22 protein-coding genes are annotated in these 26603 nt (G+C 67.7%); 12 read left to right on the top strand and 10 right to left on the bottom strand.

Annotated elements, in window-relative coordinates; all coding sequences use genetic code 11:
* Positions 1–11 precede the first annotated feature (11 nt).
* Both ACYQ6W_RS05790 and ACYQ6W_RS05785 read left to right on the top strand, forming a co-directional pair.
* Entirely contained in the window at positions 12–1610 is a 1599-nt protein-coding gene (locus tag ACYQ6W_RS05790; protein ID WP_459674132.1) for a bifunctional protein tyrosine phosphatase family protein/NAD(P)/FAD-dependent oxidoreductase, read from the top strand.
* Positions 1611–1626: 16 nt separating this feature from the next.
* Positions 1627–2439: a sulfite exporter TauE/SafE family protein gene (locus ACYQ6W_RS05785; RefSeq protein ID WP_459674131.1), complete on the top strand. Its 813-nt coding sequence runs from the start codon at positions 1627–1629 to the stop codon at positions 2437–2439.
* Positions 2440–2445: 6 nt separating this feature from the next.
* Here ACYQ6W_RS05785 and ACYQ6W_RS05780 read toward each other — a convergent pair whose 3' ends face one another.
* The 3 genes from ACYQ6W_RS05780 to ACYQ6W_RS05770 are packed head-to-tail and all read right to left on the bottom strand — an operon-like array spanning position 2446 to position 5785.
* Positions 2446–3378, bottom strand: a complete 933-nt coding sequence (locus ACYQ6W_RS05780) for a bifunctional helix-turn-helix transcriptional regulator/GNAT family N-acetyltransferase (protein ID WP_459674130.1) — start codon at positions 3376–3378, stop codon at positions 2446–2448.
* 41 nt (positions 3379–3419) lie between these two features.
* The gene (locus tag ACYQ6W_RS05775) at positions 3420–4976 is read right to left on the bottom strand and encodes a DUF2142 domain-containing protein (protein WP_459674129.1); all 1557 of its coding nucleotides are present in this window, start codon (positions 4974–4976) and stop codon (positions 3420–3422) included.
* A complete protein-coding gene (locus tag ACYQ6W_RS05770) occupies positions 4973–5785 on the bottom strand; it encodes a glycosyltransferase family 2 protein (RefSeq protein WP_459674128.1) in 813 nt (270 codons plus the stop codon). The genes ACYQ6W_RS05775 and ACYQ6W_RS05770 overlap by 4 nt, the downstream gene beginning before the upstream one ends.
* Before the next feature lie 113 nt (positions 5786–5898).
* Here ACYQ6W_RS05770 and ACYQ6W_RS05765 point away from each other — a divergent pair, with 113 nt between their 5' ends.
* The 7 genes from ACYQ6W_RS05765 (at position 5899) to ACYQ6W_RS05735 (ending at position 14235) form a co-directional block, all read left to right on the top strand.
* Positions 5899–6768 carry a DUF6502 family protein gene (locus tag ACYQ6W_RS05765; protein WP_459674127.1) on the top strand — a complete coding sequence of 290 codons (870 nt, stop codon included), beginning with the start codon at positions 5899–5901 and terminating at the stop codon, positions 6766–6768.
* Complete coding sequence (locus ACYQ6W_RS05760) at positions 6765–7907, top strand: hypothetical protein (RefSeq protein WP_459674126.1); 1143 nt, start codon at positions 6765–6767, stop codon at positions 7905–7907. Before ACYQ6W_RS05765 ends, ACYQ6W_RS05760 begins: the two co-directional genes overlap by 4 nt.
* A gap of 153 nt (positions 7908–8060) precedes the next feature.
* Positions 8061–9848, top strand: coding sequence for a thiamine pyrophosphate-requiring protein (locus tag ACYQ6W_RS05755; RefSeq protein WP_459674125.1), 1788 nt, complete (start codon positions 8061–8063; stop codon positions 9846–9848).
* Between the two features lie 4 nt (positions 9849–9852).
* Positions 9853–10953, top strand: coding sequence for an enolase C-terminal domain-like protein (locus ACYQ6W_RS05750; protein WP_459674124.1), 1101 nt, complete (start codon positions 9853–9855; stop codon positions 10951–10953).
* Between the two features lie 10 nt (positions 10954–10963).
* Positions 10964–11962 carry a hypothetical protein gene (locus ACYQ6W_RS05745; protein ID WP_459674123.1) on the top strand — a complete coding sequence of 333 codons (999 nt, stop codon included), beginning with the start codon at positions 10964–10966 and terminating at the stop codon, positions 11960–11962.
* Positions 11955–12602 (top strand): gluconate 2-dehydrogenase subunit 3 family protein, encoded by a 648-nt coding sequence (locus ACYQ6W_RS05740; protein ID WP_459674122.1) that lies wholly within the window; start codon positions 11955–11957, stop codon positions 12600–12602. The genes ACYQ6W_RS05745 and ACYQ6W_RS05740 overlap by 8 nt, the downstream gene beginning before the upstream one ends.
* A complete protein-coding gene (locus ACYQ6W_RS05735) occupies positions 12592–14235 on the top strand; it encodes a GMC family oxidoreductase (RefSeq protein ID WP_459674121.1) in 1644 nt (547 codons plus the stop codon). The genes ACYQ6W_RS05740 and ACYQ6W_RS05735 overlap by 11 nt, the downstream gene beginning before the upstream one ends.
* A gap of 42 nt (positions 14236–14277) precedes the next feature.
* Here the strand turns inward: ACYQ6W_RS05735 and efeB are convergent, their stop codons facing one another.
* From efeB to efeU, 3 genes are read right to left on the bottom strand one after another with little or no spacing between them, the layout of a single operon-like run.
* Positions 14278–15534, bottom strand: a complete 1257-nt coding sequence (gene efeB, locus ACYQ6W_RS05730; protein WP_459674120.1) for an iron uptake transporter deferrochelatase/peroxidase subunit — start codon at positions 15532–15534, stop codon at positions 14278–14280.
* Positions 15535–15536: 2 nt separating this feature from the next.
* Positions 15537–16769 (bottom strand): iron uptake system protein EfeO, encoded by a 1233-nt coding sequence (efeO, locus tag ACYQ6W_RS05725; RefSeq protein ID WP_459674119.1) that lies wholly within the window; start codon positions 16767–16769, stop codon positions 15537–15539.
* On the bottom strand, positions 16756–18330 hold the full coding sequence (gene efeU, locus ACYQ6W_RS05720; RefSeq protein ID WP_459674117.1) for an iron uptake transporter permease EfeU: 1575 nt from the start codon (positions 18328–18330) through the stop codon (positions 16756–16758). Before efeU ends, efeO begins: the two co-directional genes overlap by 14 nt.
* A 212-nt stretch (positions 18331–18542) precedes the next feature.
* On the opposite strand from efeU, the gene ACYQ6W_RS05715 reads away from it, so the two are divergent.
* The 3 genes from ACYQ6W_RS05715 to ACYQ6W_RS05705 are packed head-to-tail and all read left to right on the top strand — an operon-like array spanning position 18543 to position 21711.
* The gene (locus tag ACYQ6W_RS05715) at positions 18543–19037 is read left to right on the top strand and encodes a winged helix-turn-helix transcriptional regulator (RefSeq protein ID WP_459674116.1); all 495 of its coding nucleotides are present in this window, start codon (positions 18543–18545) and stop codon (positions 19035–19037) included.
* Entirely contained in the window at positions 19034–20152 is a 1119-nt protein-coding gene (locus tag ACYQ6W_RS05710; RefSeq protein WP_459674115.1) for an HlyD family secretion protein, read from the top strand. The genes ACYQ6W_RS05715 and ACYQ6W_RS05710 overlap by 4 nt, the downstream gene beginning before the upstream one ends.
* Positions 20153–20175: 23 nt before the next feature.
* Entirely contained in the window at positions 20176–21711 is a 1536-nt protein-coding gene (locus ACYQ6W_RS05705) for an MDR family MFS transporter (protein WP_459674114.1), read from the top strand.
* A 9-nt stretch (positions 21712–21720) separates the two neighbouring features.
* Here the strand turns inward: ACYQ6W_RS05705 and ACYQ6W_RS05700 are convergent, their stop codons facing one another.
* From ACYQ6W_RS05700 to ACYQ6W_RS05685, 4 genes are all read right to left on the bottom strand, one after another.
* Positions 21721–21975 (bottom strand): hypothetical protein, encoded by a 255-nt coding sequence (locus ACYQ6W_RS05700; protein ID WP_459674113.1) that lies wholly within the window; start codon positions 21973–21975, stop codon positions 21721–21723.
* Between the two features lie 78 nt (positions 21976–22053).
* A complete protein-coding gene (gene cydC, locus ACYQ6W_RS05695; protein WP_459674111.1) occupies positions 22054–23718 on the bottom strand; it encodes a thiol reductant ABC exporter subunit CydC in 1665 nt (554 codons plus the stop codon).
* Complete coding sequence (gene cydD / locus ACYQ6W_RS05690) at positions 23718–25484, bottom strand: thiol reductant ABC exporter subunit CydD (RefSeq protein ID WP_459674110.1); 1767 nt, start codon at positions 25482–25484, stop codon at positions 23718–23720. Before cydD ends, cydC begins: the two co-directional genes overlap by 1 nt.
* Before the next feature lie 36 nt (positions 25485–25520).
* The gene (locus ACYQ6W_RS05685; RefSeq protein WP_459674109.1) at positions 25521–26564 is read right to left on the bottom strand and encodes a cytochrome d ubiquinol oxidase subunit II; all 1044 of its coding nucleotides are present in this window, start codon (positions 26562–26564) and stop codon (positions 25521–25523) included.
* Positions 26565–26603 lie beyond the last annotated feature (39 nt).

Raw genomic sequence — 26603 nt, 5'->3', positions numbered from 1 at the left:
GGGAGGAAGGCATGGCCTTCAAGAAACTCGACGACGACTACGCGATTTCTGCCCAGATCACCGAAGCCGAGGTAGCGGCTGCGGCACTCGAGGGGTATCGCATGGTGATCTGCAACCGTCCGGACGGTGAGGAGCCGGGGCAGGTCCCGGCGGCGGAGATTGCGGCGGCAGCGGCGCGCCACGGCATGGCCTTCCGCCACATTCCCGTGACGCCCGGAGGTATCACCCCCGATGCCGCACGGCGCATGGCCGAGGCGCTGGCTGAAGCCGAGGGCGCGGTGCTCGCCTATTGCCGCACGGGCAACCGCTCGGCGATGATTTGGCAAGCGGCGCAATCCGCGCGCCCGGCGCCCGCGCCGAAAACCGTGGCACCGAAGACTTACGACGTCGTCATCGTCGGTGGCGGCAGTGCCGGCATCGCGACGGCCGCGAGCCTGCTGAAGCGCCGCCGCTCCTTGAGCATCGCCGTCGTCGACCCCGCGTCGGATCATTTCTATCAGCCCGGCTGGACGCTGGTGGGTGCGGGCGTCTTCCGCCCCGAGGTGACGCGCCGGCCCATGGCGCAGGTCATGCCATCGGCCGTGACCTGGGTGCAGAAAGCGGCCACCGGCTTCTCGCCCGAGACGAACGAGGTGGTGCTGGAAGGCGGGGGGAGCCTGCGCTATCGCGTGCTCGTCGCGGCCCCCGGCCTCAAGCTCGATTGGGAGGCGATCCCCGGCCTTGCGCAGGCTCTGGGCCGCAATGCCGTCACCTCGAACTACCGCTTCGATCTGGCACCCTATACGCAGGAGATCCTGCGGAACTGGCGCGGCGGGCGTGCCATCTTTACCCAGCCGCCCATGCCCATCAAATGCGCGGGCGCGCCCCAGAAGGCGTTGTATCTTGCCTGCGACCAGTGGCGCCGATCCGGCTTGCTCGGTCAAAGCCAGGTCTCCTTCGAAAATGCCGGGGCCGTGCTCTTCGGCGTGCCGGCCTATGTCCCGGCCCTGATGTCCTATATCGCGCGCTACGGGGTCGATCTCACCTTCCAGTCGCGGCTGGTGGCGGTGAACGGCGCGGCCCGCGTCGCGACCTTCGAGCGCAAGGCCGCCGATGGCAGCGTGACGCAAGTCGAGAAGGAATTCGACATGCTGCACGCCGTGCCGCCGCAGACGGCGCCGGATTTCGTGCGGTCGAGCCCGCTCGCTGGCGCCAGCGGTTACGTCGATGTTGACCAGGAGACGCTGCGCCACACCCGCTATGCGAACGTCTTCGGCCTGGGGGATGGCTGCTCCACCTCCAACGCGAAGACCGCCGCGGCGGCCCGCGCCCAGGCACCCGTCGTCGCACTCAATGTGCTCGCGACCCTCGATGGTCGGCCGCTCGCCGCCGGATATGACGGCTACGGCTCCTGCCCCCTGACGGTCGAGCGCGGACGCATCGTGCTGGCCGAATTCGGCTATGGCGGCAAGGTGCAGCCGACTTTCCCGAAGTTCATTCTCGATGGCACGAAACCGTCGCGCCTCGCCTGGTTCCTCAAGGACCGTATCCTGCCCTGGGTCTATTGGCAGGGCATGCTGAAGGGACGGGAATGGCTGGTGGGGCCGCATCCGCTAGCCGGTCGCGGTTGAGGCGAGGGGGCGGGCCATGGATCTGCTTCACGGCGCATTGGCGATTGTCTGCGGCGGGCTGGTGGGTTTTACGCTCGGCCTCATCGGCGGCGGCGGCTCCATCATGGCGACGCCGCTGCTGCTTTACGTCGTCGGCCTGTCCCCGCATGTCGCGATCGGCACCGGCGCCCTCGCCGTCTCCGCCAATGCCTTTGGCAATTTCGGCGGCTATGCCCGCCAGGGCATTGTGCGCTGGCAATGTGCCATCCTGTTTTCGATCGTGGGTGTCCTCGGCGCCGCGGCCGGTTCGTTCCTCGGCAAGCAGGTGGATGGGAAGCAGCTGATCTTCCTCTTTGCCATCCTCATGATCGTCGTCGGCCTGCTGATGCTCCGCCGTCGCGAGCGGCCTTCGCCGAGCATGGGAGAGCAGACCGGCGGCCAGCTCTGCCGCTTGTGGCAGCCGGCGGCCCGCCATCAATGGCCGCTTCTCGGCACCGCGCTCGCCGTCGGCCTGCTCTCGGGCTTCTTCGGCATTGGTGGTGGATTTCTCATCGTCCCCGGCCTGCTGTTTGCCACCGGCATGCCGATGATCTGCGCCATCGGCTCCTCTCTTCTCGCGGTGGGGGCCTTTGGTCTGACGACGGCGATCAGCTATGGCGCCTCCGGCCTCGTGGACTGGACTGTCGCGCTGGAATACATCGCGGGCGGTGTGGTCGGCGGCATGATCGGCATGGCCCTGACCAAGACCCTGGCCGGCCGTAAATCCGCGCTCAACCGCATCTTCGCCGGATTCGTCTTCGTCGTCGCCGCCTACATGCTGTACCGCAACGCCGCCGCCCTGCACATCTGAGGCGGCTCAGGCCTCGGCCGGAGTGTCTTCGAGCGACAGACGCCAGGTTTCGCCCATCAGCGGCGTGCCGAATTTTTCGTGCAAGGCCGAGTCCGTCATGATGAAGCCGGCGCGCGCATAGATGCGGCGGGCCGATTCCAGTATGGTCTGGGTCCAGAGCGTGATCTCGCGATAGCCGGCGGCTCGCGCGAAATCGACGCAGGCGGTGACAAGCGCCCGGCCGATCCCCATGCCCTGCGCAAAGGGTTCGACATAGAGCAGGCGGAGGCGGGCCACATCGTCCCCCTCGTCCGTCAGCATGACGGAGCCGGCCATCTGGCTCTCGACCTCCGCGATCCAGCACTGCTCGCGCCCGGGCTTGAAGCCGCGCAGGAAATCCGTCGTTACCTCACCGGCTACGATCTCGATCTGCTCGTTCCAGCCGTAGGTCTCCCGGTAGAGCCGGGCCTGACGGGCGGCGATCATCCCCATGTCGCCCGCGCGGAAGCTGCGCAGCGTGAAGCCCTGCTTCTCCGTGGTGGGATCGAGGAGGTTCTGGGCGATGCAGAGAGAGGCGACCAGCTGGTCGCGCTCGGGTGGGCTGAGGCGCTGCAGAATGGCGTCCACCACCCTATTCTGCCGCGTGTCGAGTTCGGTGTAAGCGGCGTGGCCCGCCGCCGTCAGGGTGATCGGCCGCCGCCGCGCATCCTGTTCGCCGCGCTCGCGGGCGATCCAGCCGCGGGTCTCGAAGCGGCGCAGCACGCGGCTCACGAAGCCCGCATCCATCTTCAAGGTCAGTTGTAGATCGGAGGCGAGCGGACGGGTGCGCTGCGCGATTTCGTAGAGCAGGCGGGCTTCCGCGGCCGTCATTTCCATGCCGGCAAAGTGCGGGTCCAGTGCACCCACGAATTGCGTGAAGAAACGGCTGAAGCGGCGGAACTGGCTGATGGCGAGGGACATGCGCCAGGATGGTATCAAATAGTTGTCATCGTCAAGTAATTTCATGGGGCATAGAACCCGTCGAGGACGCAGAAGGGCACGACGGCGAGGCTGCAAAGCGCCGCGCAGGCGATCAGCAGGAAACCGCCATGTCGCAGCAGCGCTGCGTGCCGTGTCACGAACCCGCCGGGGCAGAAGAGGATGAGGGCGGGCAGCAGCGGCAGGGCATAGCGCCCGCAGGGGCCCACCACCCAAGCGCCGCCCACGGGCGTCCAGGTCAGGTATTGCGACATATAAATTGCGATCACGCTCCCCGCGAGGGCGAAAATCAGGAAGACGGCGTCGCGCGTGCGAAATCGTGCGGGCGGCGGCGCTTCGTGCAGGCGGTCGGTGGTCGCGGCGGCGACGAGCGTCGTGACCCAGAGCGCGTAGAGCCAAAGCGGCAGGCGCAGCGACAGGAAGCCGAGCACACCGATGGTCTGCATCGCCAGGGCGGGCGCGATGTGCAGGATGGAGTGCAGCGTGAGGGTGAGGATGCGGCTCGGTGCCGCGAAGAGGACGGTGAGCTGCGCCCGCGCATCCGGTGCGGTGAAGAGCGGATGCCCCGGCCCGGGCCACAGCGGGCCGGCCACGTAGGGCGGCAGCGGTGGCCAGGGCACGCTGATATGGCCCATGGCGTAGCCGGTCCACAGCAGCGCCGGCAAGGCCGCGAGGCCCGCGACCCCCGCCCGCAGGGCACAGGCGCGGCGGGCTTCCAGCGGCAGCACCGTGAGGGCGAGCAGCCCGGCATATGGCAGTTTCACCAGGGCGATGAGGCCGAGCAGCAGGGTCGCCACCAGCCAGGCCTGTGGCAGCGGCGGTGCGCCCGCCCCGCGCCACGGCGCTGCGCCGTCAGCCCGGGTGAGCAGCGCCATGGCCAGCACCGCTGTTGCGATCAGCAGCCCATCCTGATTGAGCGAGGCGGCAAGCGAAACTTCCATGGGCAGGGCAAGCGCGCAGAGCAGCAGCCCATGTCCGTTACGCGCGGTGCGCAAGGCGGCGAAGCCCAGCAGGGCGTAGACGAAGAGGTTGACCAGCCTACCACCCAGCATCGCGGCGGCGGGGCCGCCGTGCGCTTGCTCGACGATGCGCATGGCGAGGGCGGACGGCAGGTAGAAGACCGGCATGTAGAGGGCGAGCGGCGTGATTTCGACGAAACGTCGCATCCCCGCCCATTCGGCGTGGCGCGCCGCGGCCAAGCGTTGCGGCGTCACCCACTGGCCGGGCCCGGTGACCGCCATGGCGCCGAGCAGGCCGGGGTCGGCGGTGACGCCGGCGGCCGTCCGCAGGCTGCCATCCGCCAGCGGAACGATGTCGCGATAGCCCAGGATCTCGCCATGCGCCAGGCTCTCGGCGCGCAGGGTATGCGCTGCCTCGTCAGCCACCCCGCCTGCGGGCGTCGTGATGGCGAGGATGAGGCCGAGCGGCAGCACCAGACAGAGGAAGATGAGCAGGGAGAGCCGCCGCGCCGCTTTCAGAGCCCCCGCGTCGCGTGCCGCGGGGGAGCGCAGGCGCATCGGCGGCGCGACACTTGGTCTCCGCTCGGCCTGCCACTTCTCCAGAAGCTGTGGCGTGCTCATGCGGAAAGCTCCCGTGGCGTCGCGCGATGAGGCAGGGAAGCCGGGTCTCGTGGCACGAGGCGGCCATCCGCCGCCTCGAACAATGGCGCGCGCCACAGACCGAGGCAGGAGAGGCGGAAGGCGAGGGCGGTGCGCAGCACGCCGCATCCGTAGAGCAGGCTGCGGCGGAAATTGATGCTGGAGGCTTCGGGGAAGTAGCGCGTGGGGCAGGAGATTTCGCCAATGCGAAAGCCATGGCGCACCGCGAGCGTCAGCATCTCGTTATCGAAGACGAAATCATCCGAACAGAGCAGCAGCGGCAGTGTTTCCAGCACCGTGCGGCTCCAGGCGCGGTAGCCCGTATGATATTCGGACAGCCTTTGCCCCAGCAGAAGATTCTGGAAAGCGGTCAAGCCGCGATTGGCCCAGTATTTGTAGGCGGGCATCCCGCCGGCGCGCGCCTGGCCGCCCAGCATGCGCGAGCCCAGCGCGCCGTCGTAATGCCCGGAGGCGATCATTGACGCCATCGCGACCAGAAGGCGCGGAGAATACTGGTAGTCCGGGTGCAGCATGACGACGATGTCTGCCCCACGGGCCAGGGCTGCGGCGTAGCAGGTTTTCTGATTGGCGCCGTAGCCGCGGTTGCGCTCATGACGGATGGTGTGGAGCGCGAGATCGCGGGCGAGGGAGACGGTGCCGTCGAGACTGGCATCGTCGGTGAGGATGACGTCGTCCACGATGCCGCGGGGGATCTCCGCGATCGTCCGGGCCAGCGTGCGTTCCGCATTGTAGGCGGGCAGCACCACGGCGACGCGTTTGCCAAGAAGCATGGAACCTTCCATCGGTCAGAAGCGGCGCAGGCGCCTTGCGCGGCTCGCCGATCTATAATGTGGGAAAAATTCCCACGCAAGCCTCGTGGGACGCTTTCCCACGAGTGGCCTGCGTGTTACGCTTCGTGACCGAGATGAACCCGCACGCCCTCCCGCCCGAAGCGATCTTGAACGCCGCAGCCCATCTGCTGCGGCCGCTCGTGCGCCTGATGCTGCGCGCGGGCATCACCTTTCCCATTCTCGCCGACCGGTTGCGGGTGCTCTTCGTGGAGACCGCGGCGGAGAGCCTGCCCGACGAGCGCGCCCGCACGGACAGCCGCCTCAGCCTCGCCACCGGGATTCATCGCAAGGAGATCCGTCGGCTGCGCGAGGCAGCGGCCGGCGCCCCGGTACCGGCGCTCGCCGAGCCGCCGGCGGTGACGCTGAGCAGCGCCATCCTCGCGCGCTGGCTGGGCGACCTCGGTGAACTAGGGGGAGAGGGCGAGGCGCCGACACTGCCGCGCGTGGCGGCGGACGGTCCGTCCTTCGAATCCCTCGTCCGCTCCGTCACCAAGGACGTGCGGCCGCGGGCGGTGCTGGAAGATTGGCTGGCGCAGGGGATCGTTAGTCTGGAGACGGAGGATCGCGTGCGCCTCAATGCCGAAGCCTTCGTGCCGCGGCCGGGCGCGGAAGCCCAGCTCTTCTATTTCGGGCGCAACCTGCATGATCATCTGGCGGCTGCGGCGGCCAATGTGGTGGCGGCGGAGGCGGCGCCCTTTGCCGACCTCAGCCTGCATTACGACCGGCTGAGCCGGCCGGCGGCCGAGGCGCTGGAGGCCGCGGTGCGGGCGGGGGCCGCACGCCTGCTGCGGGACCTCAACCGGCGCGCCGCGGCCATCGCCACCGAGGACGATGCGCAAGGCGGGAAGGGCCAGACGCGCCGCGTGAACTTCGGCATCTATCTCTTTGTCGAGGACGAGACGCCGAAGGAGCCGGAGACATGAGGCGGATGCCGCGCCTGCGCCGCATCGCGCCCGTCGCGCGGCTGCTGCTGGCCGTGCCGCTGGCGGGCTGCCTTGCCGCGCCGGTGGACCGGCCAGCATCGGGCGTTGCCGGTGTCGTCACCTTGCCGGCCGCCTGGCTCCGCCATGGCGGCCCCGCCGGCACCTGCCAGGCAGCCCCCGACGGGCGGCCGCTGGAACTCGCCGAACGCGGGATCGGCGGCACCGGCCCCCTGCAGCCGAAAGCCCCGCCCGCACAGCCCGGCACGCCCGAGCCGACGGGTGTCGCCGCGATCATCACGGGCTTCGGCAGCGTGTGCCTCGCGGGTCTCGAAGTGGGTCTCGCGCCCGATCTCGCCGTGTCGGACGACGGTGCACCCGCCGCCGAAACGGCGCTCCGTGCGGGTCAGCGAGCGGCGCTCACGGTACGCTGGCAGGATGGGCGGCCCGTGACCCAGGCGATTGCGGTGCGCCATGAAGTGGTGGGGCCGATCGACAGCCTCGGCCCGAATGGGCGGCTGGTGGTCGCGGGACAGGCGGTGCAGCTGGTGGCCGGCGGTTGGGGCGAGGCGCCGCACCGGGTTGGCGCCTGGATCGCGGTGAGCGGGTTGCACGCACCGGATGGGCTGATCCTCGCGAGCCGCGTGGATGCGGCGCCGGCGGGGACGGTGCTGTTGCGCGGGCGGCTCAGTGGTGGCCCCGGCCACTGGCGCATGGGACAGCTCGCGCTCGACCTGCCAGGACCTGCGGATGCCCTGGCCGGCCCTCTCATTTTGCGTGGTCAACTCTATGGTGGCGTCCTACAGGTCACGACCTGGCAGCAGGACAGGCTAGAAGCCGATCCGGCCGGCTATTTCGGACCCTCGGTGCATCGCTATGCGATCCAGGCTCTGGTGACCGGGCAGGGTCATGGTCTGGCCGCCTACGACTTCAAGCTGCCGCTGCCGCGCAACCTTCCCCTGCCGCGCAGCGTCGTGCCGGCCATCGTGGGCTTCGAGCGCGTCGGGGATGCCGTGTCTACACCGTCCATGACGGATCAAGACGCCGGTGGCATGACTGCGGCGGGCGATCAACATGGACCAGGGGAAGGAGCGGGCCCGCCAGCCCGCGGTGGGATGGGCGGCCCGCGCGGCGGCCCCTGACAAGATAGTTGATCGAACATCACGTTGGTGTGATGGCGCAAGACACATAGCCCGCGGCGCGCAACCTCGTGACTGGAAAATGGCTCTTTGATAGCAACATGCCGTGCGTCCGAAGCCTTGGATGGCATCCACATCGCACGCGCGGAGACGGCCATGTCCCAGAATGTCAGCGAATTCATCTGGAAACGCCTCAACGAATGGGGATTGAAGCGGGTCTACGGCTACCCCGGGGATGGCGTCGGCGGTCTCGACATCGCGCTGGAGCGCGCGCAGGACCTCATGGAATACGTCCAGGTGCGCCACGAGGAGATGGCGGCGTTCATGGCCTCGGCCCATGCAAAGTTCACCGGCGGCGTCGGTCTTTGCTATGCAACGTCCGGCCCGGGCGCCATCCACCTCCTCAACGGCCTTTATGACGCGAAGATGGATCACGTGCCCGTGGTCGCCATCGTGGGCCAGCAGGCCCGCACCGCGATCGGCGCCAGCTATCAACAGGAAGTCGATCTCCAGAACCTTTTCAAGGATGTCGCCGCTGACTACACCGTGACCTGTACGGTGCCGGCGCAAATCCGCCACGCCATCGATCGGGCGGTGCGCATCGCCCATGCACGCCGCGTCGTCACCTGCGTCATCATTCCAAACGATCTACAGATGATGCCCTATCAAGATCCGCCGATGGCGCATGGCGCGACACATACCGGCGTCGGCTTCGCCGGGCCGGCAAAGCTGCCTGATGACGCATCACTGCGCCAGGCGGCCGAGGTTCTCAATGCCGGCAAGAAGGTCGCGATACTGGTGGGTGCAGGCGCCTTGCAGGCAGCCGATGAAGTGATCGCGGTGGCCGACAAGCTACAGGCCGGCTGCGCCAAGGCGCTGCTCGGCAAGGCGGCCCTACCCGACGAACTGCCCTGGGTGACCGGCTCGATCGGCTTGCTCGGCACCAAGCCTTCCTGGGACATGATGAAGCAGTGCGATACCTTCTTCGTCATCGGCTCCTCCTTCCCCTATAGTGAATTTCTGCCCAAGCCTGGAACGGCCCGCGGCGTGCAGATCGATCTCGACCCGGGCGCCATCAGCCTGCGCTATCCCATGGAATTCGGCATGGTGGGTGACAGCGCGACGACGCTGCGCGCCCTTCTGCCCCTGCTCGAGCAGAAGACGGACACAAGCTGGCGTCGAAAGATCGAAGGTGAGGTGCAGGACTGGTGGAAGCTGCTCGAGAAGCGCGCCATGGTCTCGGCCGAACCGCTCAATCCTCAGCGCGTCTTCTGGGAGCTTTCGCCGCGGCTACCCGAGCGCGCGATTCTGACGGCCGACAGCGGCTCGGTCGCCAATTGGTACGCCCGTGATCTGAAGATCCGGCGCGGCATGATGGCCTCGCTGTCAGGCGGGCTCGCATCTCTCGGCGCGGGAACACCTTACGCTGTTGCCGCGAAGATGGCCTATCCGGATCGAACAGTCATCGCCTGCATGGGCGATGGTGCGATGCAGATGAACGGCATCAACGTGATGATCACCATCTCCAAATATTGGAAGCAGTGGTCGAACCCCCGGCTCATCGTGCTCGTGCTGAACAACCGGGATCTCAACCAGGTCACCTGGGAAGAGCGGGTTCAGGCAGGATCGGGGAAAACGGAGAGCACGCAAAGCATTCCGGATTTTCCCTATCACAAATACGCCGAGCTGGTCGGGCTCAAGGGTATCTTCGTCGACAATCCAGATCGCGTCGGCGCGGCCTGGGACGAGGCGCTGTCTGCGGACTGCCCCGTCATCCTCGAAGCCTATACTGATCCGAACGTGCCGCCGCTTCCGCCGCACATCACGATGAAGGATGCGCGCAACTTCATGACCTCTCTGTTCAGCGAACCGGAGCGGGAAAGCGTCATCGTCAACAGCGCGAAAGAACTGATCGCGGGGGTGATGCCGGGTCACCGGAGCTGATCCGATGGCGAAGGAATGCATGATCACGGGGCTGACGGCCCGTGCCTTCACGGTGCCGACGGACCAGCCCGAGGCAGACGGCACCTTTTCCTGGACCTCGACGACCATCATCGTGGTGGAAGTCTCCGCCGCCGGTCACACCGGGCTCGGCTATACCTACGCCGAGTCCGCGGCCGCCACCCTCATCAACGGCAAGCTCGGCCCCCTCGTTACCCATGCGGATGCAATGGATGTCCGCAGCATCTGGATCAAGCTGCGGGGGGCGGTCCGCAACATCGGCCGCTCCGGGATCGCCGCCTGCGCTATTGCCGCAATCGACACCGCGCTTTGGGATCTCAAGGCACGCATACTCGGCCTGCCGCTCGCGAGCCTTCTCGGCCGCGCGCGGGACCGGGTCGAAATCTACGGCAGCGGCGGCTTCACCTCCTATGACGACGCCACCCTGCGCGACCAGCTGGCCGGCTGGGTCGAGCAGGACGGCTGTCGTGCGGTCAAGATGAAGATCGGTTCGGATCCGGCGCGCGATCCGGCCCGGGTCGCGGTTGCGCGGCGCGCCATCGGGGACGGGACGAAGCTGCTCGTCGATGCAAACGGCGCCTTCACGCCGCGGGATGCTTTGCATTACACGCACCTCTTCGCCGACTGCGCCGACATCCGCTGGATGGAAGAACCCGTCTCTTCGGATGATCTGGCCGGGCTCGGCGCCGTGCGCGCCGCGGCCCCGCCACAGGTCGAGATCGCGGCGGGCGAATACGTCTACAACGAAGACGACGCGCGGGCGATGCTCGCGGCGCATGCGACGGACGTGCAGCAGGCGGACATCACCCGCTGCGAGGGCATCACCGGCTTTCTCGACATTGCGGCGATGACTGCCGCTCATCATCGCGACCTGTCGGGGCATTGTGCGCCGGCACTGCACCTGCACGCCGCCTGCGCCGTGGAACGGTTTCGCCACCTCGAATGGTTCCATGACCACGTGCGGATCGAACACATGCTGTTTGACGGCGCGCCCGTGCCGAAAGACGGCTTCATCGCGCCTGACATGACCCGGCCCGGACACGGGCTGGCGCTGAAGCGCTCGGTCGCCGAACGCTACGCCGCCTGAGGAGACGTCCATGAGTGTTGAAAGACCAACCGGCGAGGTTGCGGTCGCGCTCGCGCTGCTCGGCGGCGCCACCGTTCTCGGCGGCCTTGCCCTCGCCATGGGGAAGGCACCGGCTGACCCGGAGGCGAATGTTTCCCGCCGCGCGCTTGCCCTCGTCAAACCTGCCGCCATGCCCCCCGTCGACCGCAAGACCGTCGTGCGCTCGGCCCAGCGGCTCAACCGGGCGGCGGGTACCCTCGCGCTCTCCGTCCTCGCCGACAGCGCCATCGAGCATTATCGCGGCTCCTTTCATAACAAAGCCATGGTCACGCCGCTCATCACATCGGCGCTGTCGATCGCGGTGAGCGTGCATGGTCATCAGGACAAGGGGCGTGGCGCGCATATCCTGCGCGATGTGGTCTATGCGGCGGCCGGCCTCACCGGCCTCGTGGGGACGGGCTTTCACCTCTACAACGTCGCGAAGAAGCCCGGCGGCATCACCTGGCAAAATCTCTTCTATCAGGCGCCGATCGGCGCGCCCGCCGCGCTGACGCTGTCCGGCCTTCTCGGCTTCCTGTCTGAGCGCCTGCGCAACAACGCAACCGATGATGATCCTACGATCCTGGGCCTGCCCGCGGGCCGGGTGCTGGGCGCGATGACCAGTCTCGGTCTTCTTGGCACGGTGGGCGAGGCCGGTCTTCTGCATTTCCGCGGCGCCTATCACAACCCCTTCATGTATCTGCCCGTTACGGCGCCGCCCGCGGCGGCCGCGATGCTCGCGGCGAGCGCCGCCGGGAAGGCGGGTCGGAAGCGGCCGCTGACGCGCTGGTGGCTGCGCTTCACGGCGCTGCTCGGCTTTCTCGGCTGTGGCTTCCATGCGGTGGGCGTCGGCCGCAACATGGGTGGATGGCGCAACTGGCGTCAGACCGTCCTCAACGGTCCGCCCCTCCCGGCGCCGCCCAGCTTCGCCGGGCTCGCACTCGCGGGTCTCGCAGCCCTCGGCCTGATGGAGGATACGCACGATGCCTGAACGCGATCTCTTTCCCGGCTATGACGTCATGGCGAAGCGCCTGTCGCCGTCCTGGAACGACAAGACGCGCGAGGTGATCAATCACCGGCTTGCCGTGCCGCGGGAGCCGCGCTTCCTCGCGCCGGAGCTTTTCGCCATTCTAGAGGCGACGGTGGACCGTCTGGTGCCGCAGCCGAAGCACCGGCCGCCCGTGCCGATTGCGGCCTATATCGACCAAAAGCTCTTCGAGAAGAAGATCGACGGCTACCGTCTGGCGCAGATGCCGGAACAGGGGGAATGCTATCGCCGCGGCCTCGCGGGCTTGGAGGAGACGGCGCAGGCGCGCCATGGCCGCGCCTTCGTGGCGCTGGACGCAGGCGAGCAGGATCAGATCCTCACCGCCTGCCAGCGCGGCGCGCTCTGCGGCGGCGCCTGGGGCGACATGTCCTCCGCCGCGTTCTTCGCCCACCGTCTTCTGGTCGATGCCACGACCTTCTACTACGCGCACCCCGCAGCCTGGTCCGAGATCGGCTTCGGCGGGCCCGCGAGCCCGCGAGGCTACGTGCGCATGGGCGCCAACCGGCGTGACCCCTGGGAGGCGGCTGAAGCCGATCCCGGGCGCGAGGAATGGGCGCGGTGGGAGAATGCCCATGTCGGTTGATGCGCTGTCCGAACCTCGGGCGACGCAGGGCCGCGCCCCGAATGTGTTCAAGCCAGGCGCCTGGGTGCCCATGCGCCAATACGCCGAGACGGAGGAGGTCGATTTCGTCGTGGTCGGGACGGGCGCGGGGGGAGGACCGCTCATCGCCCGCCTAGCCGAACAGGGCTTCACCGTCGTGGGCTTCGATGCCGGCCCCTATTTCCGCCCGCTCGAGGAGTTCGCCTCCGACGAAGTGACGCAGGATCAGCTCTATTGGACAGATCAGCGGATCGTGGACGGCGCCAATCCGCTGCGCATGGGCGGCAACAACAGCGGCAAGGCGGTGGGCGGCAGCACCGTCCATTTCGCCATGGTCTCGCTGCGCTTTCGCCCTGAGTGGTTCAAGGCGCGAACCAAGCTCGGCTACGGCGTGGATTGGCCGCTCGACTGGCAGGAGATGTGGCCCTACTACGATGCGGCAGAGCGGGCACTCGCGATTTCGGGCCCCGTCCGCTACCCCTGGGGGCCGAAGCGCCCTCGCTATCCGTATCGCGCGCATGAGCTGAACGCGGCGGCGGAAGTTCTGGCCCGCGGCGCAGAGGCGCAGGGCTATGCCTGGTCACCCACGCCACTCGCCACCGTCTCCGCCCCGCGGGGGGATTCGCCGCCCTGTGTCTATCGTGGCTTCTGTCGTTTCGGCTGCTCCACCAATGCGAAGCAGAGCCAGCTTGTCACCTTCATTCCCCGCGGCATCAAGGCAGGGGCGGAAATTCGCGATCTGGCCATGGTGGGGAAGATCGAGATGGGACCGGACGGCCGCGCGCGCGGCGTGCATTATCATCGCCAGGGGCAATGGCATTTCCAGCGGGCGAAGAACGTCGTGGTTGCAGGCTATGCGATCGAGACGCCGCGTCTGCTGCTCAATTCGGCGACGGACTGCTTTCCCGAGGGGTTGGCCAATTCCTCCGGTCTCGTCGGCCGCAATCTCATGACCCAGTCGAACCAGGCGGTTTTCGGCACGGTGCCGGAGCAGGTGCGCTGGTACAAGGGGCCACCGTCTCTCGCAATCACCGAGCACTGGAACTATGAGGATCGGAAGGACTTTTTCGGCGGCTACGCCTGGATGTCCCAAGGGCCGCTGCCGATCGAATGGGCCTCCGTCCTCACCGGCTCCCTCGGCCTATGGGGCCAGCCGCTGCGCGACGCCATGCAGCGCTACAACCATGCCGTCGGGGTCAAGATGGTGGGCGAGATGCTGCCGGACGAGCGTAACCGGGTGACGCTTGCGGAAGAGACCGATCAATATGGCCTCCGCATCCCGCGCATCACCTATAGCTGGGGGGAGAACGACCGTGCTCTGATCCAACACGCCCTGGGCCAGATGGAGCAGAGCATGCAGCTTGCCGGGGTGCAGCAGACCTTCCGTCAGGAGAATGACACAAACCATCTTGCGGGCACCGCCCGGATGGGTGCCAGCCGCGAGACGAGCGTGGTCGACGCCGATTGCCGAAGCTGGGATGTCCCAAATCTCTGGATTTGCGATGGCTCCGTCTTCCCGACGGTGGGCGGCGTCAACCCGTCCCTCACCATCACGGCGCTGTCGCTGCGGACCGCCGACCGCATCCAGGCCTTGGCGCGCCGGGGTGAGTTGTAGAAGAGAGAGACCCCCGGCTGACCGGGCATCTCTCGATCTCCTTCAGGCGAACATCGCTTCCGCGATGTAATGGCCTTCCTGCGGCGCCGGCGGCACGAAGAAGATGCCGGAACCGATGTGGGAGATGTATTCGTTCAACGCATCCGCTGCTCCCAGCTTCGTCTGCAGCTGGATGAAATGCGCCGGGTCCTTCTGGTAGGAGATGAAGAGCAGCCCGGCGTCGAGCTGGCCGTACTGGTTCAGCCCGTCCGTGTAGTTGTAGGAGCGCCGCAGGATCCGAACGCCCTGGTTGCCTTCGTGCGACGCGAGCCGGATATGCGCGGTCAATGGAATGGCGTAGGTGCCATCCGCGGTCTTCTTGTCGAAATCCGGCGCATCGAATTCCTGCGTTCCGCTGAGCGGGGCGCCGGAGAGCTTGTGCCGTCCGAAGACGTTGTTCTGGTCGCTGATCCGGTCCGTATCCCAGTTCTCGATCCGCATCTGGATCTTGCGCGCCACCTGATAGCTGCCGCCGCGCTGCCAGGCCGGGCCGTCTTTCACCCAGACGAATTCGTCGAACTCGGCGTCGGTGCGCAGATTGCGCGTGCCGTCCTTGAAGCCCAGCAGGTTGCGTGGCGTAGACTGGCCACGGCCTGCGGAGGCCCGGCCGAAGCCCATCACCGTCCAGCGCGTGGAGGCAGCGCCGGTGCTCTTGGCGAGGCGTGCGAGATCCCGCACCGCATGATAGGCCACCTGCGGATCGTCGGCACAGGCCTGCAGCGACAAATCCCCGCCCGTTAGTGCAGGGTCGAGGGAGTCGCTCGGCAGCTCGGGAAGATCGCGCAACAGCGCCGGCCGTTGATGGGCCAAGCCGAAGCTGTCCGAGAAGATGCGCGGGCCAAGGCCCACGGTGACGGTCAGCGAAGCGGGGCCGAGGTTCATTGCTTCGCCCGTGTCGATGCCAACGGCATTGGGCTCGCGCGGCTCCACCTGGCCGATGGTGCCGCCCTTCATCATCTGCGCGATGGCGGAGGACCAGAGCGCGAGCAGCACCTGCAGGTCCTGCGGCTTCTTCGTCGTCAGATCGAAGGTCATGTACATGACGTAGCGCTGCGGCGGGGTGCTGATCCCCGCCTGCGGGCCGCTGCCGTAGAAGGGATGCGTCATCGACAGGTCGATGACGTCCTCGCTCATCGGCTCGGTGCCGGCAGCGGCGGGGAGGGCGCCCCCCACCGCGCCGACGGCACCCAGCGCCGCGCCGAACAGCATGCCGCGGCGCGAGAAGGGGCAGCCGCCACCCTGGTTCTTGCGGTCGACCATGCTCAGTTGCTCGCGGCCCCTGCGGTTGCGACCTTGGCCGCGATCTTGGACAGCGGCTCCTGCAGCTGCTGGATGGCGCGGCTCAGCTTCGCACCGTCCGCCTGCTTGATGTCGGTCGTGTAGACAAGGTAGCCGCCCGGCACCTTCGCGTCGCGATAGGTATCGAGGATGGCGTTCACCTTGGCGAATTCAGCCTGTACCCGCGCGGTCAGGTCCGGGTCGATCTTCTTCATGCCGGGTTCGAGATAGGCGAAGGCCTGCTGGGCGCCTTCCACATTGCCCGCGAAATCCACCAGGTCGTAATGGCTGAAGGCTTCTTCCTCGCCGCTGATCTTGGTGGACTGCACCTCTTCCAGCAGATCGGCCGCGCCGTTGGCGAGGTCTTCCGGCTTGTAGCTGAGGCCGCGCACCAGCTTCGCGAGCAGTTCGACGTTCTTCTGCAGCTCAGCCGCCGTCGCCTTGGTCTGGTCGGTGATCTTGCCGTCCTGGAACAGATCGCGCTCCAGCAGGTGGAAGCCGTGCCAGCCCACCTTCGGGTCGAGGTTGGAGGCGCGCATGTCGATCAGATAGTCGAGGTTGCCGGCATTGTCCGTCGCCTTGAAGCCGGGAAGGATGAAGCCGTCGACGTCGGATTCGATGCGCTCGTAGAAGGGCCGCGCTACGGGATATTCGGCGCGCGCCTTCTCCAGATTGCCCGCGTCGATGTCGGCCTTCAGCGTGCCGACCGCCGTCACCATCGCGTCGGCAATGCCGTTCACATACTCCGCATACTCCTGGGCGCCCTGCTGCAGCAGCTGGGCGGCGGTGCCAGTGGCCTGCGCCGCCGCCTGGCCGGTGACGGTGAAGGTGGTGAGCTCCTTCGAGGCGCCAGGGCAGTACAGCTGGTAGCGGCCACCGCCGAGGGTGAGGGTGAGGGAGACGGCGGGCAGGCCCGGTGCGAGATTCTCCTTCTCTCCGAGGATGCGGTTGTCGTTCTGAATCTCCACCTCGGTGATGCCGGTCGCGGTCTTGTTCGTCACCGTGAAGGTGATGGGTCCGGCCTTGGCGCTGTCATGGTCCAGCGTGCAGGTGCCGCCATTGTCGCCGGTCAGGGTGATGGCGACCTGGGAGGCGCCGTCCTTCACCGGGGCCACGGATTGCGCGCGAGCGACCGGGGAGAGCGCGGTGGTGGCGGCCAGTGCCAAGCCGAGGCCGAGGGCGGCGAGGGCAGGGCGGGCCAGGTTATTCAGCGGCATACGGCGATTCCTTCGTGGAGCTGCGTCGGTCAGACAGGCGGGGGGCGTGGGCGGGCCGGATGGCCGCCAGGAAAAGGGTGAGAAGGCCGGCGAGAGCGAGGAGAACGGGCAGTTGGACGGCCCAGAAGCGGCGTTCGCCGCGCGCCCGCGGCAGGGCCTGGAGGGCGGCGGCGGCCTCGGCGGCATAGGCGGGAGAGACGGCCCAGCTCGCCTTCGCCGCGGCATCGCCGCGCAGGCTCACGATGCGGGGGCTCGCGAGGCCGCTGCCGGATAGCGCGAGAATGGTGGTGGTGCTTTGCCGCGCATCCTGCAGAACGCCGTCGGCCACCCAGACATGGGTCGAGGTCTGCTGCGTCCAGCGCGCCTGGTAGGGGCCAGGATGCTGCGCAGCGTTCAGCCCCATGGGAATGCGGCCGGCCAATTGCACCACCGCATCGAGGGTGAGGGTGGCGGGCGCCTCGGCGGGTGTCGTCGTCGCATCGAGATGCCAGGCGCGGCCGGCCACGCCGTCATGGGTTTCGGTCACTGCGCGGGCGGCAGGCAGGGGCAGGCTCTGCTTGCGGCCATCGGCCTGCGTCACGAGCAGCGTGCCGGCGCGGCCTTGCTCGGCGGCGGCGAACTGCGCCGTGCCACCCTGGGCGAGGGGGGCGGCTTGCGGCAGGGCCGGCTGCGGCACCGGATAGAGCCCGGCGAGAAGGGCTGCGGCCAGGATCAGCCCGGCGCCGATGGCAAGGCGCAGGCGGCGGGCACCCCGGGCTGAGGGGCGGTGCTTCTGCGGCCAATAGACGTAGAGCGAGACCGGGATGAGATAGGCGAACCAGCCCAGCAGTTCGACCAGACGCGGGTCGGTGGGCATGCCCAGCACGCCGGTGATCAGGGCCGATTGCACGGTGCCCGGTGCCACCAGCCAGGAGAGGTTGACCGTCATCTGCTGGCCGGCATTGAGCCATCCGGCCTCATGCGCCGTGCGCAGCGCGGAGATCACGAGTCCCGCGGCCACCAGGATGAGGAAGGCACCGGTGACGCGGAAGAAGCGGGAGAGGTTGATCTTCACCCCGCCGAGATAGATGCCCCAACCGATGAGGATGGCGAGCAGGATGCCGAGCACCGCGCCGCTGGCAGCGAGGGCGGCGGATTGCGCGGCAGAGAAGGTGGCGAGCAGGAAGACCGCGGTCTCGAACCCCTCTTTCAGCACGGCGAGGAAGGCCATGGCGGCCAGGGCGAAGGCCCCGCGATGGCTCAGCGCCTCCGCGGCTTGCGCTTCCAGCTCGCGCTTCATGTTGCGGGCGTGGGTGTTCATCCAGGCGATCATGCCGGTGACGAAGAAGATGGCGATGCCGCCGATGACGGTTTCCATCCCCTCCTGCGCCGCCTGGGGCAGGGCCTGCTCGACGAGGTCGAGCCCGATGCCGACGGCGAGGGACAGCACCATGGCGAGGCCGACACCCCACCACATGGCGGCCAGGCTGCGCCCGTTGTTGCGCAGGAAGGCGGCGATGATGCCGACGATGAGGGCGGCTTCGAGGCCCTCCCGCAACCCGATGACGAAGGTAGCCAGCATGTCGTGTCACGGCGGCAAGGCCGCCTCTCCAGAGGGGATGCCGGTTGCTTATCCGGGCTGAGTTGCAATTGCAAGTTAGTCGCGATTGCGATCCTGCGACATCGCGCGCTCGCCGCAGCATGGCCCCCCTGTGGGAGGAGCGGAGCTAGTCACTTGCATAATGAAAGTATCAGGCGTAGGCCAGGGGAGGCTTTCAAGATGAAAGTAACGTCATGCGCCACAAGAGCCTCGCCGCCGCCTCCTGCCCGATCGCCCGCAGCCTGGAGCATGTCGGCGAGTGGTGGAGCATCCTGATCCTGCGCGACGCCCTTCAGGGCCTCACGCGGTTCGATCAGTTCGAAAAGAGCCTGGGCATCGCGCCGAACATGCTCACCCGCCGGCTCACCGGCCTGGTGGAAAGCGGCCTGCTGGAGCGACGGCGCTACCAGGAGCGGCCGGCGCGCTACGAATACGTGCCGACCGAGGCGGGGCGGGATTTCCAGCCCGTGCTCTGGGCGCTGCTCGCCTGGGGCAACCGCCACCTTGCCCCCGAAGGCGCGAGCGTGGTGGTGACGGAGGCCGCGACCGGCCGCACCGTGGAGCCCGTGCTGGTGGACCGGGCAACGGGCAGCGCTCTCGCGGGACCCGTCTATCGCTCGGCACCCGGGCCTGCCGCCGGTGAGCAGATCCGCCGACGCTACGCGGCGGTGAGGGGAGAAGTGGCATGAGCGGCACCCCCGCCGTTCGGGTGGGCGGTCTCGCACCCGATCAGACCGTTCGCGAGCCACGCCACCGGCTGCGGCCGCGCGCCGTCGTCTTCGGCCTTCTGGGCCTCGCGGCGCTTGCCGGTGGCGCTTGGTATGGCAACAACTGGTGGCATGTCGGCCGCTTCGTGATGTCGACTAACGACGCCTATGTCGGCGGCGACGTGACACCGATCTCCCCGCACGTCTCGGGCTTCGTCTCGGCCGTCCTCGTGCAGGACAATCAGTTCGTCCATGCCGGCCAGCCGCTGCTGCGCATCGATTCCGCGGATTTCACGGCGGCGCTGGACCATGCCCGCGCCGTCCTCGCCGAGCGCGAAGCCGCGGTCGCGACGCTCGTCGCCCAGCAGCGCCTGCAAGGCTCAGTGCTGGCCGAAGCCGGTGCGGATCTCGCCGCTTCTCGCGCCGAGGCGGTCTTCGCCGTGGCCGATGCCAAGCGCTATCGCACGCTCGCCCAGACCGACGCAGGATCGCGGCAGGATTCCGAGCGTGCCCTCGCCGCCGTGCAGACGGCGCAGGCGCGTGTCGCAGCCGCGGAGGCGAAACAGACGGCGGCGATGCAGCAGCTCGCCCTGATCGGCACGCAGATCACGACGGCCCAAGCAACCGTGCGCCAGGCAGAGGCCGATCTCCGCACGGCGCAGCTCAACCTGGGCTATACGGAGATCGACGCGCCGGTGGACGGCTATGTCGGGAACCGCTCGGCGCAGAGAGGCGCCTATGTCACGGCCGGTACCAACCTGCTCTCCGTCGTGCCCGCCGATGGCCTCTGGGTGGATGCGAATTTCAAGGAAAATGATCTCGCCCGCATGCAGCCGGGCGAGCCCGCGCGGATCGTGGCGGACGTGCTGCCCGGCCGCGTCTTCCACGGCCATGTCGGCAGCCTGGCGCCCGCGACGGGCGCCGTCTTCAGCGTCATTCCGCCGCAGAACGCCACCGGCAATTTCACCAAGATCGTGCAGCGCGTGCCCGTCCGCATCTTGCTGGACCCAGCCGATGCGCGGCTCGGTCTGCTGCGCGCGGGCCTCTCCGTCACCGCCTCCGTCGATACGCGGGGCGTACGCGGCCCCGCGTCATGAGCGCCGCCGGACCTGCGCCTGGCGTGAGGGGCATCGTCCCTTTCGCGATCATGTGCGTCGGCATGTTCATCGCGCTGCTTGATATTCAGATCGTCGCCTCATCGCTGCAGGACATCGGCGGTGGCCTGTCGGCGGCGCAGGATCAGATCGCCTGGGTGCAGACGGCCTATCTGATTGCCGAGATCATCATGATCCCGCTCTCGGGCTGGCTCACCCGCGTCTTTTCCACGCGCTGGCTCTTCACCGCCTCCGCCCTCGGCTTCACCCTGGCCTCGATGCTCTGCGGCCTGTCCTGGAACATCGGCAGCATGATCGTCTTCCGCGCGCTGCAGGGGCTGCTCGGCGCCTCGATGATCCCGACGGTCTTCACCTCGTCTTTCCATTATTTTCAGGGACCGCGGCGGGTCTATGCGGCGGCCGTGGTTGGCACCATTGCCTCCGTGGCGCCGACGCTCGGCCCCGTTATCGGCGGCTGGATCACCGATGCGCTGAACTGGCACTGGCTCTTTTACGTTAACCTCGTGCCGGGCCTGCTGGTGGCGGCAGGCGTCGCACTCCTCGTCGACATCGACCGCGCGGATCTGCGCCTGCTGCGGGACGCCGATTATCCCGGCATCGTGTTGATGGCGGTCTTTCTCGGCACGCTCGAATATGTGCTGGAGGAGGGAACGCGATGGAACTGGTTCGGCGACGAGACCATACGAACCTGCGCCGCCATTTCCGGCGTGAGTGGCCTACTCTTCGTCGCGCGCAGCTTGACTTATGTGCATCCCGTCGTGGATCTGCGGGCGCTGACGAACCGGAACTTCCTGCTCGGCTGCATCCTGTCCTTCACCACCGGCATCGGCATTTTCGCGACGATCTACCTGACGCCGCTCTTCCTCGGCTACGTGCGCGGCTTTTCCGCTTGGCAGACGGGGCTCGCGGTGTTTTCCACAGGCGTCGGCTCCCTCGCGGGCGTGCCGGTCTATATCTTCCTCGCGAAAAGGATCGACGGGCGCTGGCTGATGATGGCGGGGCTCGCCTGCTTCGGCCTTTCCATGTGGAGCTTCAGCCTCATCACCAGCGAATGGGGGGCGGACCAACTGTTGGTGCCGCAGCTCATTCGCGGCTTTCCGCAGGTCTTCGCGGTCGCCCCCGCTGTGACGCTGGGCCTGGGCAGCCTACCGCCCGAGCGGCTGAAATATGCGAGCGGGCTCTTCAACATGATGCGCAACCTCGGCGGCGCAGTTGGCATCGCGATCTGTGGGGCGATCCTGAACAGCCGCACCAACGCCCATTTCCTCGATATCGCCTCGACATTGACCCCGGCGAACGTGCCGATGGAGACGATGCTTCAAGGGTTGACGCGGCATTTCACCGAAACGCTCGGCTCACCCGTCGCGGGCCACGCCGCCGCTTTGCAAAGGCTGCACGACATCACCTACGCACAAGCCTCCACAATGGCCTATGCGGATGCTTTTCTTGCGATCATGGCGGCTTTTGCGATCGCAACGCCACTGGTCTTCTTCATGCGTCGCGTGGCACCGGCTACGAAGCCGCCCGCCGATGCACACTGACCGGCGGGCCTACTCCGAATAATCGAGTGCGCCGACGAGGCGGGGCTCGCCCTCCCGGGTGCGATCGAGATCAAAGCTCACGACGGTGAGGATGCGATGCGCTTCCTCATAGTCTTCTTCCGTCTTGCTCGGCTGTTTGAAGCGGAAGCTGCGGCCGTCATCCAGAAGGCCCAGCAACTCGCTGTTCTCCTGTTTGCTGATGGTGAATTTCTCACCCGCCTTCGGCTTCTCTTCGGCGGCGACATCGATATGGGCAGTGGGCATGCTCGGCTCTCCGATGAATTGTCCGCAGAGAGAAGGTGGGCCGGACGGGACAGCCGTTGCAGAGCCCTCGCGGGATTGTCAGCCTGGCACCACGCGCCCTTCATGAAGCGTGATCACTCGGTCGAGCGCACGCAATGCCTGGCCTCGATGACTGATCAGCAGCGTCGTCCGCCCCTGCATCAGCCTGCTGATGGCGTCCGCCACCAGATGTTCGGAGGCGGCGTCCAGCCCCTCGGTGGGTTCGTCCAGGATGAGGATGGGGGCGTTTTTGAGGAAGGCGCGGGCGATGGCGATGCGCCGTGCCTGGCCGCCGGAGAGACGCGTGCCCATTTCGCCCACCATGGTGCCCAACCCCTCCGGCATGGCGCGGACTTCATCCAGAATGCCGGCGTCGCGCAGAGCCTCCTCCATCTCGGCGTCGGTCGCGTCTGGGCGCGCGATGCGAAGGTTCTCCCGAATGCTGGTGTTGAAAAGATGCGTCTGCTGCGCAACGGTCGCGCAGGCGGCGCGCAGGCTTTCGCCGAAGAGAGCATTGATGGGCACGCCCCCGAGCAGGATGCGGCCTTCCTGACACTCCCAGAAGCGCAGAAGAAGATTGGCAAGACTCGTTTTGCCGGAACCGCTGGGCCCGATCACGCCAAGCGCGCCACCCGACGGGATGTGGAAGCTCACATGGCGGAGAGCCCAGGCATCCGCCGCCTCATACCGCAGGGAGACATCCTGAAAGGTGATGTCGAAGCTTGGCGGAAGGGCAAGGGGTGAGGCCGGCTCCTGCACGGCGGGCTGCGTATCGACGATCGCGAAGATGCGGCGCGCCGCCGCGAGGGTCTGACCCAGCGCGCGATAGGCGCCGGGTAGGGCGCTGACCGACTCGAAGCTCGCCAGCACCAGCAGCGCGATCATCGCGAGATCGGGGCCGGGGAGGGACCGCGCATGGACCAGCGGCACCGCGATGAGGAGCGCCGCAACCATCGTCCCCTGAACGAGCAGAAGCGTGGCGCCACCGGCCGCGGCTTCCACCCGCGTCTCTTGCCGCTGCAGGCCGGACAGCGTGGCGTATCCCGCCTCATGCCGCGCCGTCTGGCGTGCCAGCGCGCCGAAGACCTGCAACTCCTCGAAGCCGCGGACGGTATCGGCGATGTCCGCGCGCAGGCTGCCGCGCAGGGCGACGGCGGCGGCACCGGGGCGGCGCCCGGCACGAAAGGCGAGGATGGGCAGGCCAAGCCCCGCCAGAAGCAGGCCCGCGGCATCGACCAGGGCCACGCTCCAGGAAAAGCGTGCGAGAAAGCCGGTCACCAGCAGCAGGCAGACGAGCGCGGTGACGCTCGGCGCCAGCACGCGCAGATAGAAATTGTCGAGACTGTCGATATCCGCGCGGATGCGGCTCAGCAGGTCACCGCTGCGATGCGTCTGCAACCGCGCGGGCGCCAGCGGCTCGAGATGCGCATAGAACCAGACGCGCAGGTCCGACAGTAGGCGCAGCGTCGCCTCATGCGTCACCAGCCGCTCCAGATAGCGGCCGACCGTGCGGGCGATGGCGAGGGCGCGGATGGCGGCCGCCGGCACGAAGATTTCGATGCGCATCAGGCCGAGCCCGGCGAGCCCCATGCCGGCGATGAACCAGCCGGAGAGGGCCAGCAGACCGACATTGGTGAGAATGACGAGGATGCCGAGCAGGATGCCGAGCGCCTGCCAGCGCCAGCCGGGGCCGAGCAGACGCAGCAGCCGCAGGAGATCGCGCATCACACCGCTCCTTCGTGATAGAGGCTGTGCATGGTGGCATAGTCCCCGGCGCGACCCAGCAGCGCCGCAGGCGTGCCCTGCTCGACGATGCGCCCGTCGCGCAGCACCAGGATACGGTCGGCGGTCTCCGCACTTTCCAGCCGATGCGCGATGAGCAGCACGGCAGTGTCGCGCTCGAGCCGGGCGAGATTGGCGCGGATGCGCGCGGCCGTCGCTTCGTCGAGGCTCGCCTCCGCCTCGTCCAAGACCAGAAGATCGGCCGGCTTGAGCAGGGCGCGGGCCAAGGCGATGCGGCGGATTTCACCGCCCGACAGGCCCTGGCCGCGCTCCCCCACCACCGTTTCGTAGCCCTGTGGCAGACGGCGGATGAAACCGTCCGCCTCGGCCATCTCGGCGGCGCGGATCACCGCGTCCATGCGGGCCTCGGGTGCGCCCAGGCGGATGTTCTCGGCGAGCGTGCCGGCGAAGAGCGTCGGCCGCTGCGGCATCCAGGAAACGCGGGCGAACCAGGCCTCGCGTGGGATGGTGGCGAGATCAATCCCGCCGACGGTGATACGCCCCGTATCCGGTTGGCCGAGGCCGAGCAGCAGGCGGGCGACCGTGCTCTTGCCGGAGCCGCTCGGCCCGACGAGGGCCAGCCGCTCTCCACGGCCGAGAGAGAGGCTTACGTCGCGCAGCGCGGGCTCTCCCTCCCGGTAGGCGAAGGAGACGCCGGTGAGCGTGATCACGCCGCTCGCCAGGGGGGCGGTTTCCCCGCTTGGTCGGGTTGCAGGCTCGGGTGTCTCCAGCAGAGCCACGATCCGCTCGGAAGCGGCGATCGCCTCCATCCGCGCGTGATACTGCGTGCCCATGGCGCGCAGCGGGCGGAAGAATTCCGGCGCCAGCAGCAGAACGAAGAAACCCGGCATGAAGGCGAGTTCCCCGTAATAGAGCCGGAAGCCCACGAAGACCGCGATCATGGCGACGCCGAGCGTCGTGAAGAATTCGAGTACGAGGGAGGAGAGGAAAGCGACCCGCAGAACGCGCATCGTGCTTTCGCGATAGTCATTCGAGATGCGGCCAATCAGCGTTGCGGCGTCGCGGCTGGCGCCGAAGAGCTTCAGCGTGGAAAGCCCTTCCACCACGTCGAAGAAATGCGCGCTCATCAAAGCGAGGCGCCGCCATTGCTGCTGATTGAGCTTTTCCGTGCCGCGGCCGATGAGGATCATGAAGATCGGAATGAGCGGCGCGCCGATCATCATGATGACGCCGGAAATCCAGTCCGTCGGCAAGACGAAGGCGAGCAGGGCCACGGGCAGGAAGGCGGCCACCGCCATCTGCGGCAGATAGGCGGCATAGTAGTTGTCGAGCGCGTCCACCCCTTCCACCAGCAGATGGGCGATGTCGCCGCTGCGCTGCGTGCCGAGAAACCGCGGCCCGAGGGCGGTGAGCTTGGCATGAAGGGCGCGCCGCACCTCTGCCTTCACGCGCAGGCTCGCGGCCATGGCGGCGCGCGCCGTCGCATGCGACAGCAGGGCGCGCAGCAGAGCGAGGCCGAGCAGTAGGCCGAGGGCAGGCAGGACGGCCGCCAGCGGCTGGCCGTGAAAGACCACGGCTGTCACCGCATGGGCCAAGGCCCAGGCTTCCGGCACCAGCAGAAGGCCGCCGGTGGCGCCGAGAAGGATGGCAAGACGCAGTGGCCGCTTGGCAAGCGTGGACTGGCGGCGCAGCCAGCCGTCCAGCGCGCGGGTGACCGCGCGCGGCATGGGCTCTCTATGAGTGGTCATGGCACACCTTGGAGGCCGCGCGCGGCCTCGGAGTGATCAGTGATAGGCGGCGAGGGCCGAGATGCGGGCCCGGAACACCCAGATCTGATAGGCGTTGTACATCAGCATCACCGGGAAGAAGCCGCCCATGGCGAGGGTGAAGGTGAAGAGGGACACGGCCGGGCTCGCGCCGGTGTAGATCGTCCATGTGCCGGGCACGATCCATGGATAGACCGTGACCATCATCGCCACCGCCATGATGGCGAAGGCGAGGTTGAACCACAGGATGGCGGCAACGTCCCGGTCCGCCCGCACCGCCCGGCGCATGCGGAAGGCGACGAAGACGACGGCGAGCAGCACCAGCCCCCAGGCCCAGAAATGCGGGCCGAACCACTTCGCGGCCGCCCAGGGGAAGATCAGGGCATTGACGACGACCGTGACCGCGACCGCGCCGAGAGCGAGGTAGAAGATAAAATCCGTCCACTGCGCGGCTTGCTCGCGGATTGGCTCGCCATGTTCGAAACGCGCCCGGATGAACAGCACGCCGGCGAGGGTGACGGCGATGACGGAGGCGACGCCGGTCCAGATGCTGAAGGGCGAGATGAAGCGGAAGGAGCCACCCACATAGGTCTGCACCACGCCCGGCGTATTCGTCAGCGGATAGCCGTGCAGCAGCGCGCCCACCGCCATGCCGCCGAAGAAGGCGACGACGAGGCTCGAGACGCCGAAGCAGATGTCGGAGAAGCGCTGCCACGGCGTCTCGGCCAGATGGCGGAATTCGAGGGCGAGCGCCCGGGTGATCATGCCCCAGAGGGCGAGGGCGAGCGGCACCATCAGGTAGCTGAAGGCGGAGCCGTAGACGAAGGGGAAGGTGCCGAAGAGCACGCCGCCGGCCACGATCAGCCAGGTCTCATTGGCGTCCCAGGTGCCGGCCATGGCCGACATGATCGCGCCCCGCTCGTGATGGCTGCGCACGAAGAGGGAGAAGACCCCGGCGCCGAGGTCGGCGCCGTCCAGCAGGACGTAGAGGAGCACGCTGAGATCGAGCGCGATCCACCATGCGAAGGTGACGATGGATTGGATGTGGCTCAGCCCGTCCATGTTGGTTCTCCGGCCAGGATACGGTGTGCGTACGGATGC

The organism is Acidisoma sp. 7E03 (assembly GCF_054665075.1).
Note: the sequence above shows the minus strand (reverse complement) of the source record. Positions and strands in the feature narration are given on the sequence as shown.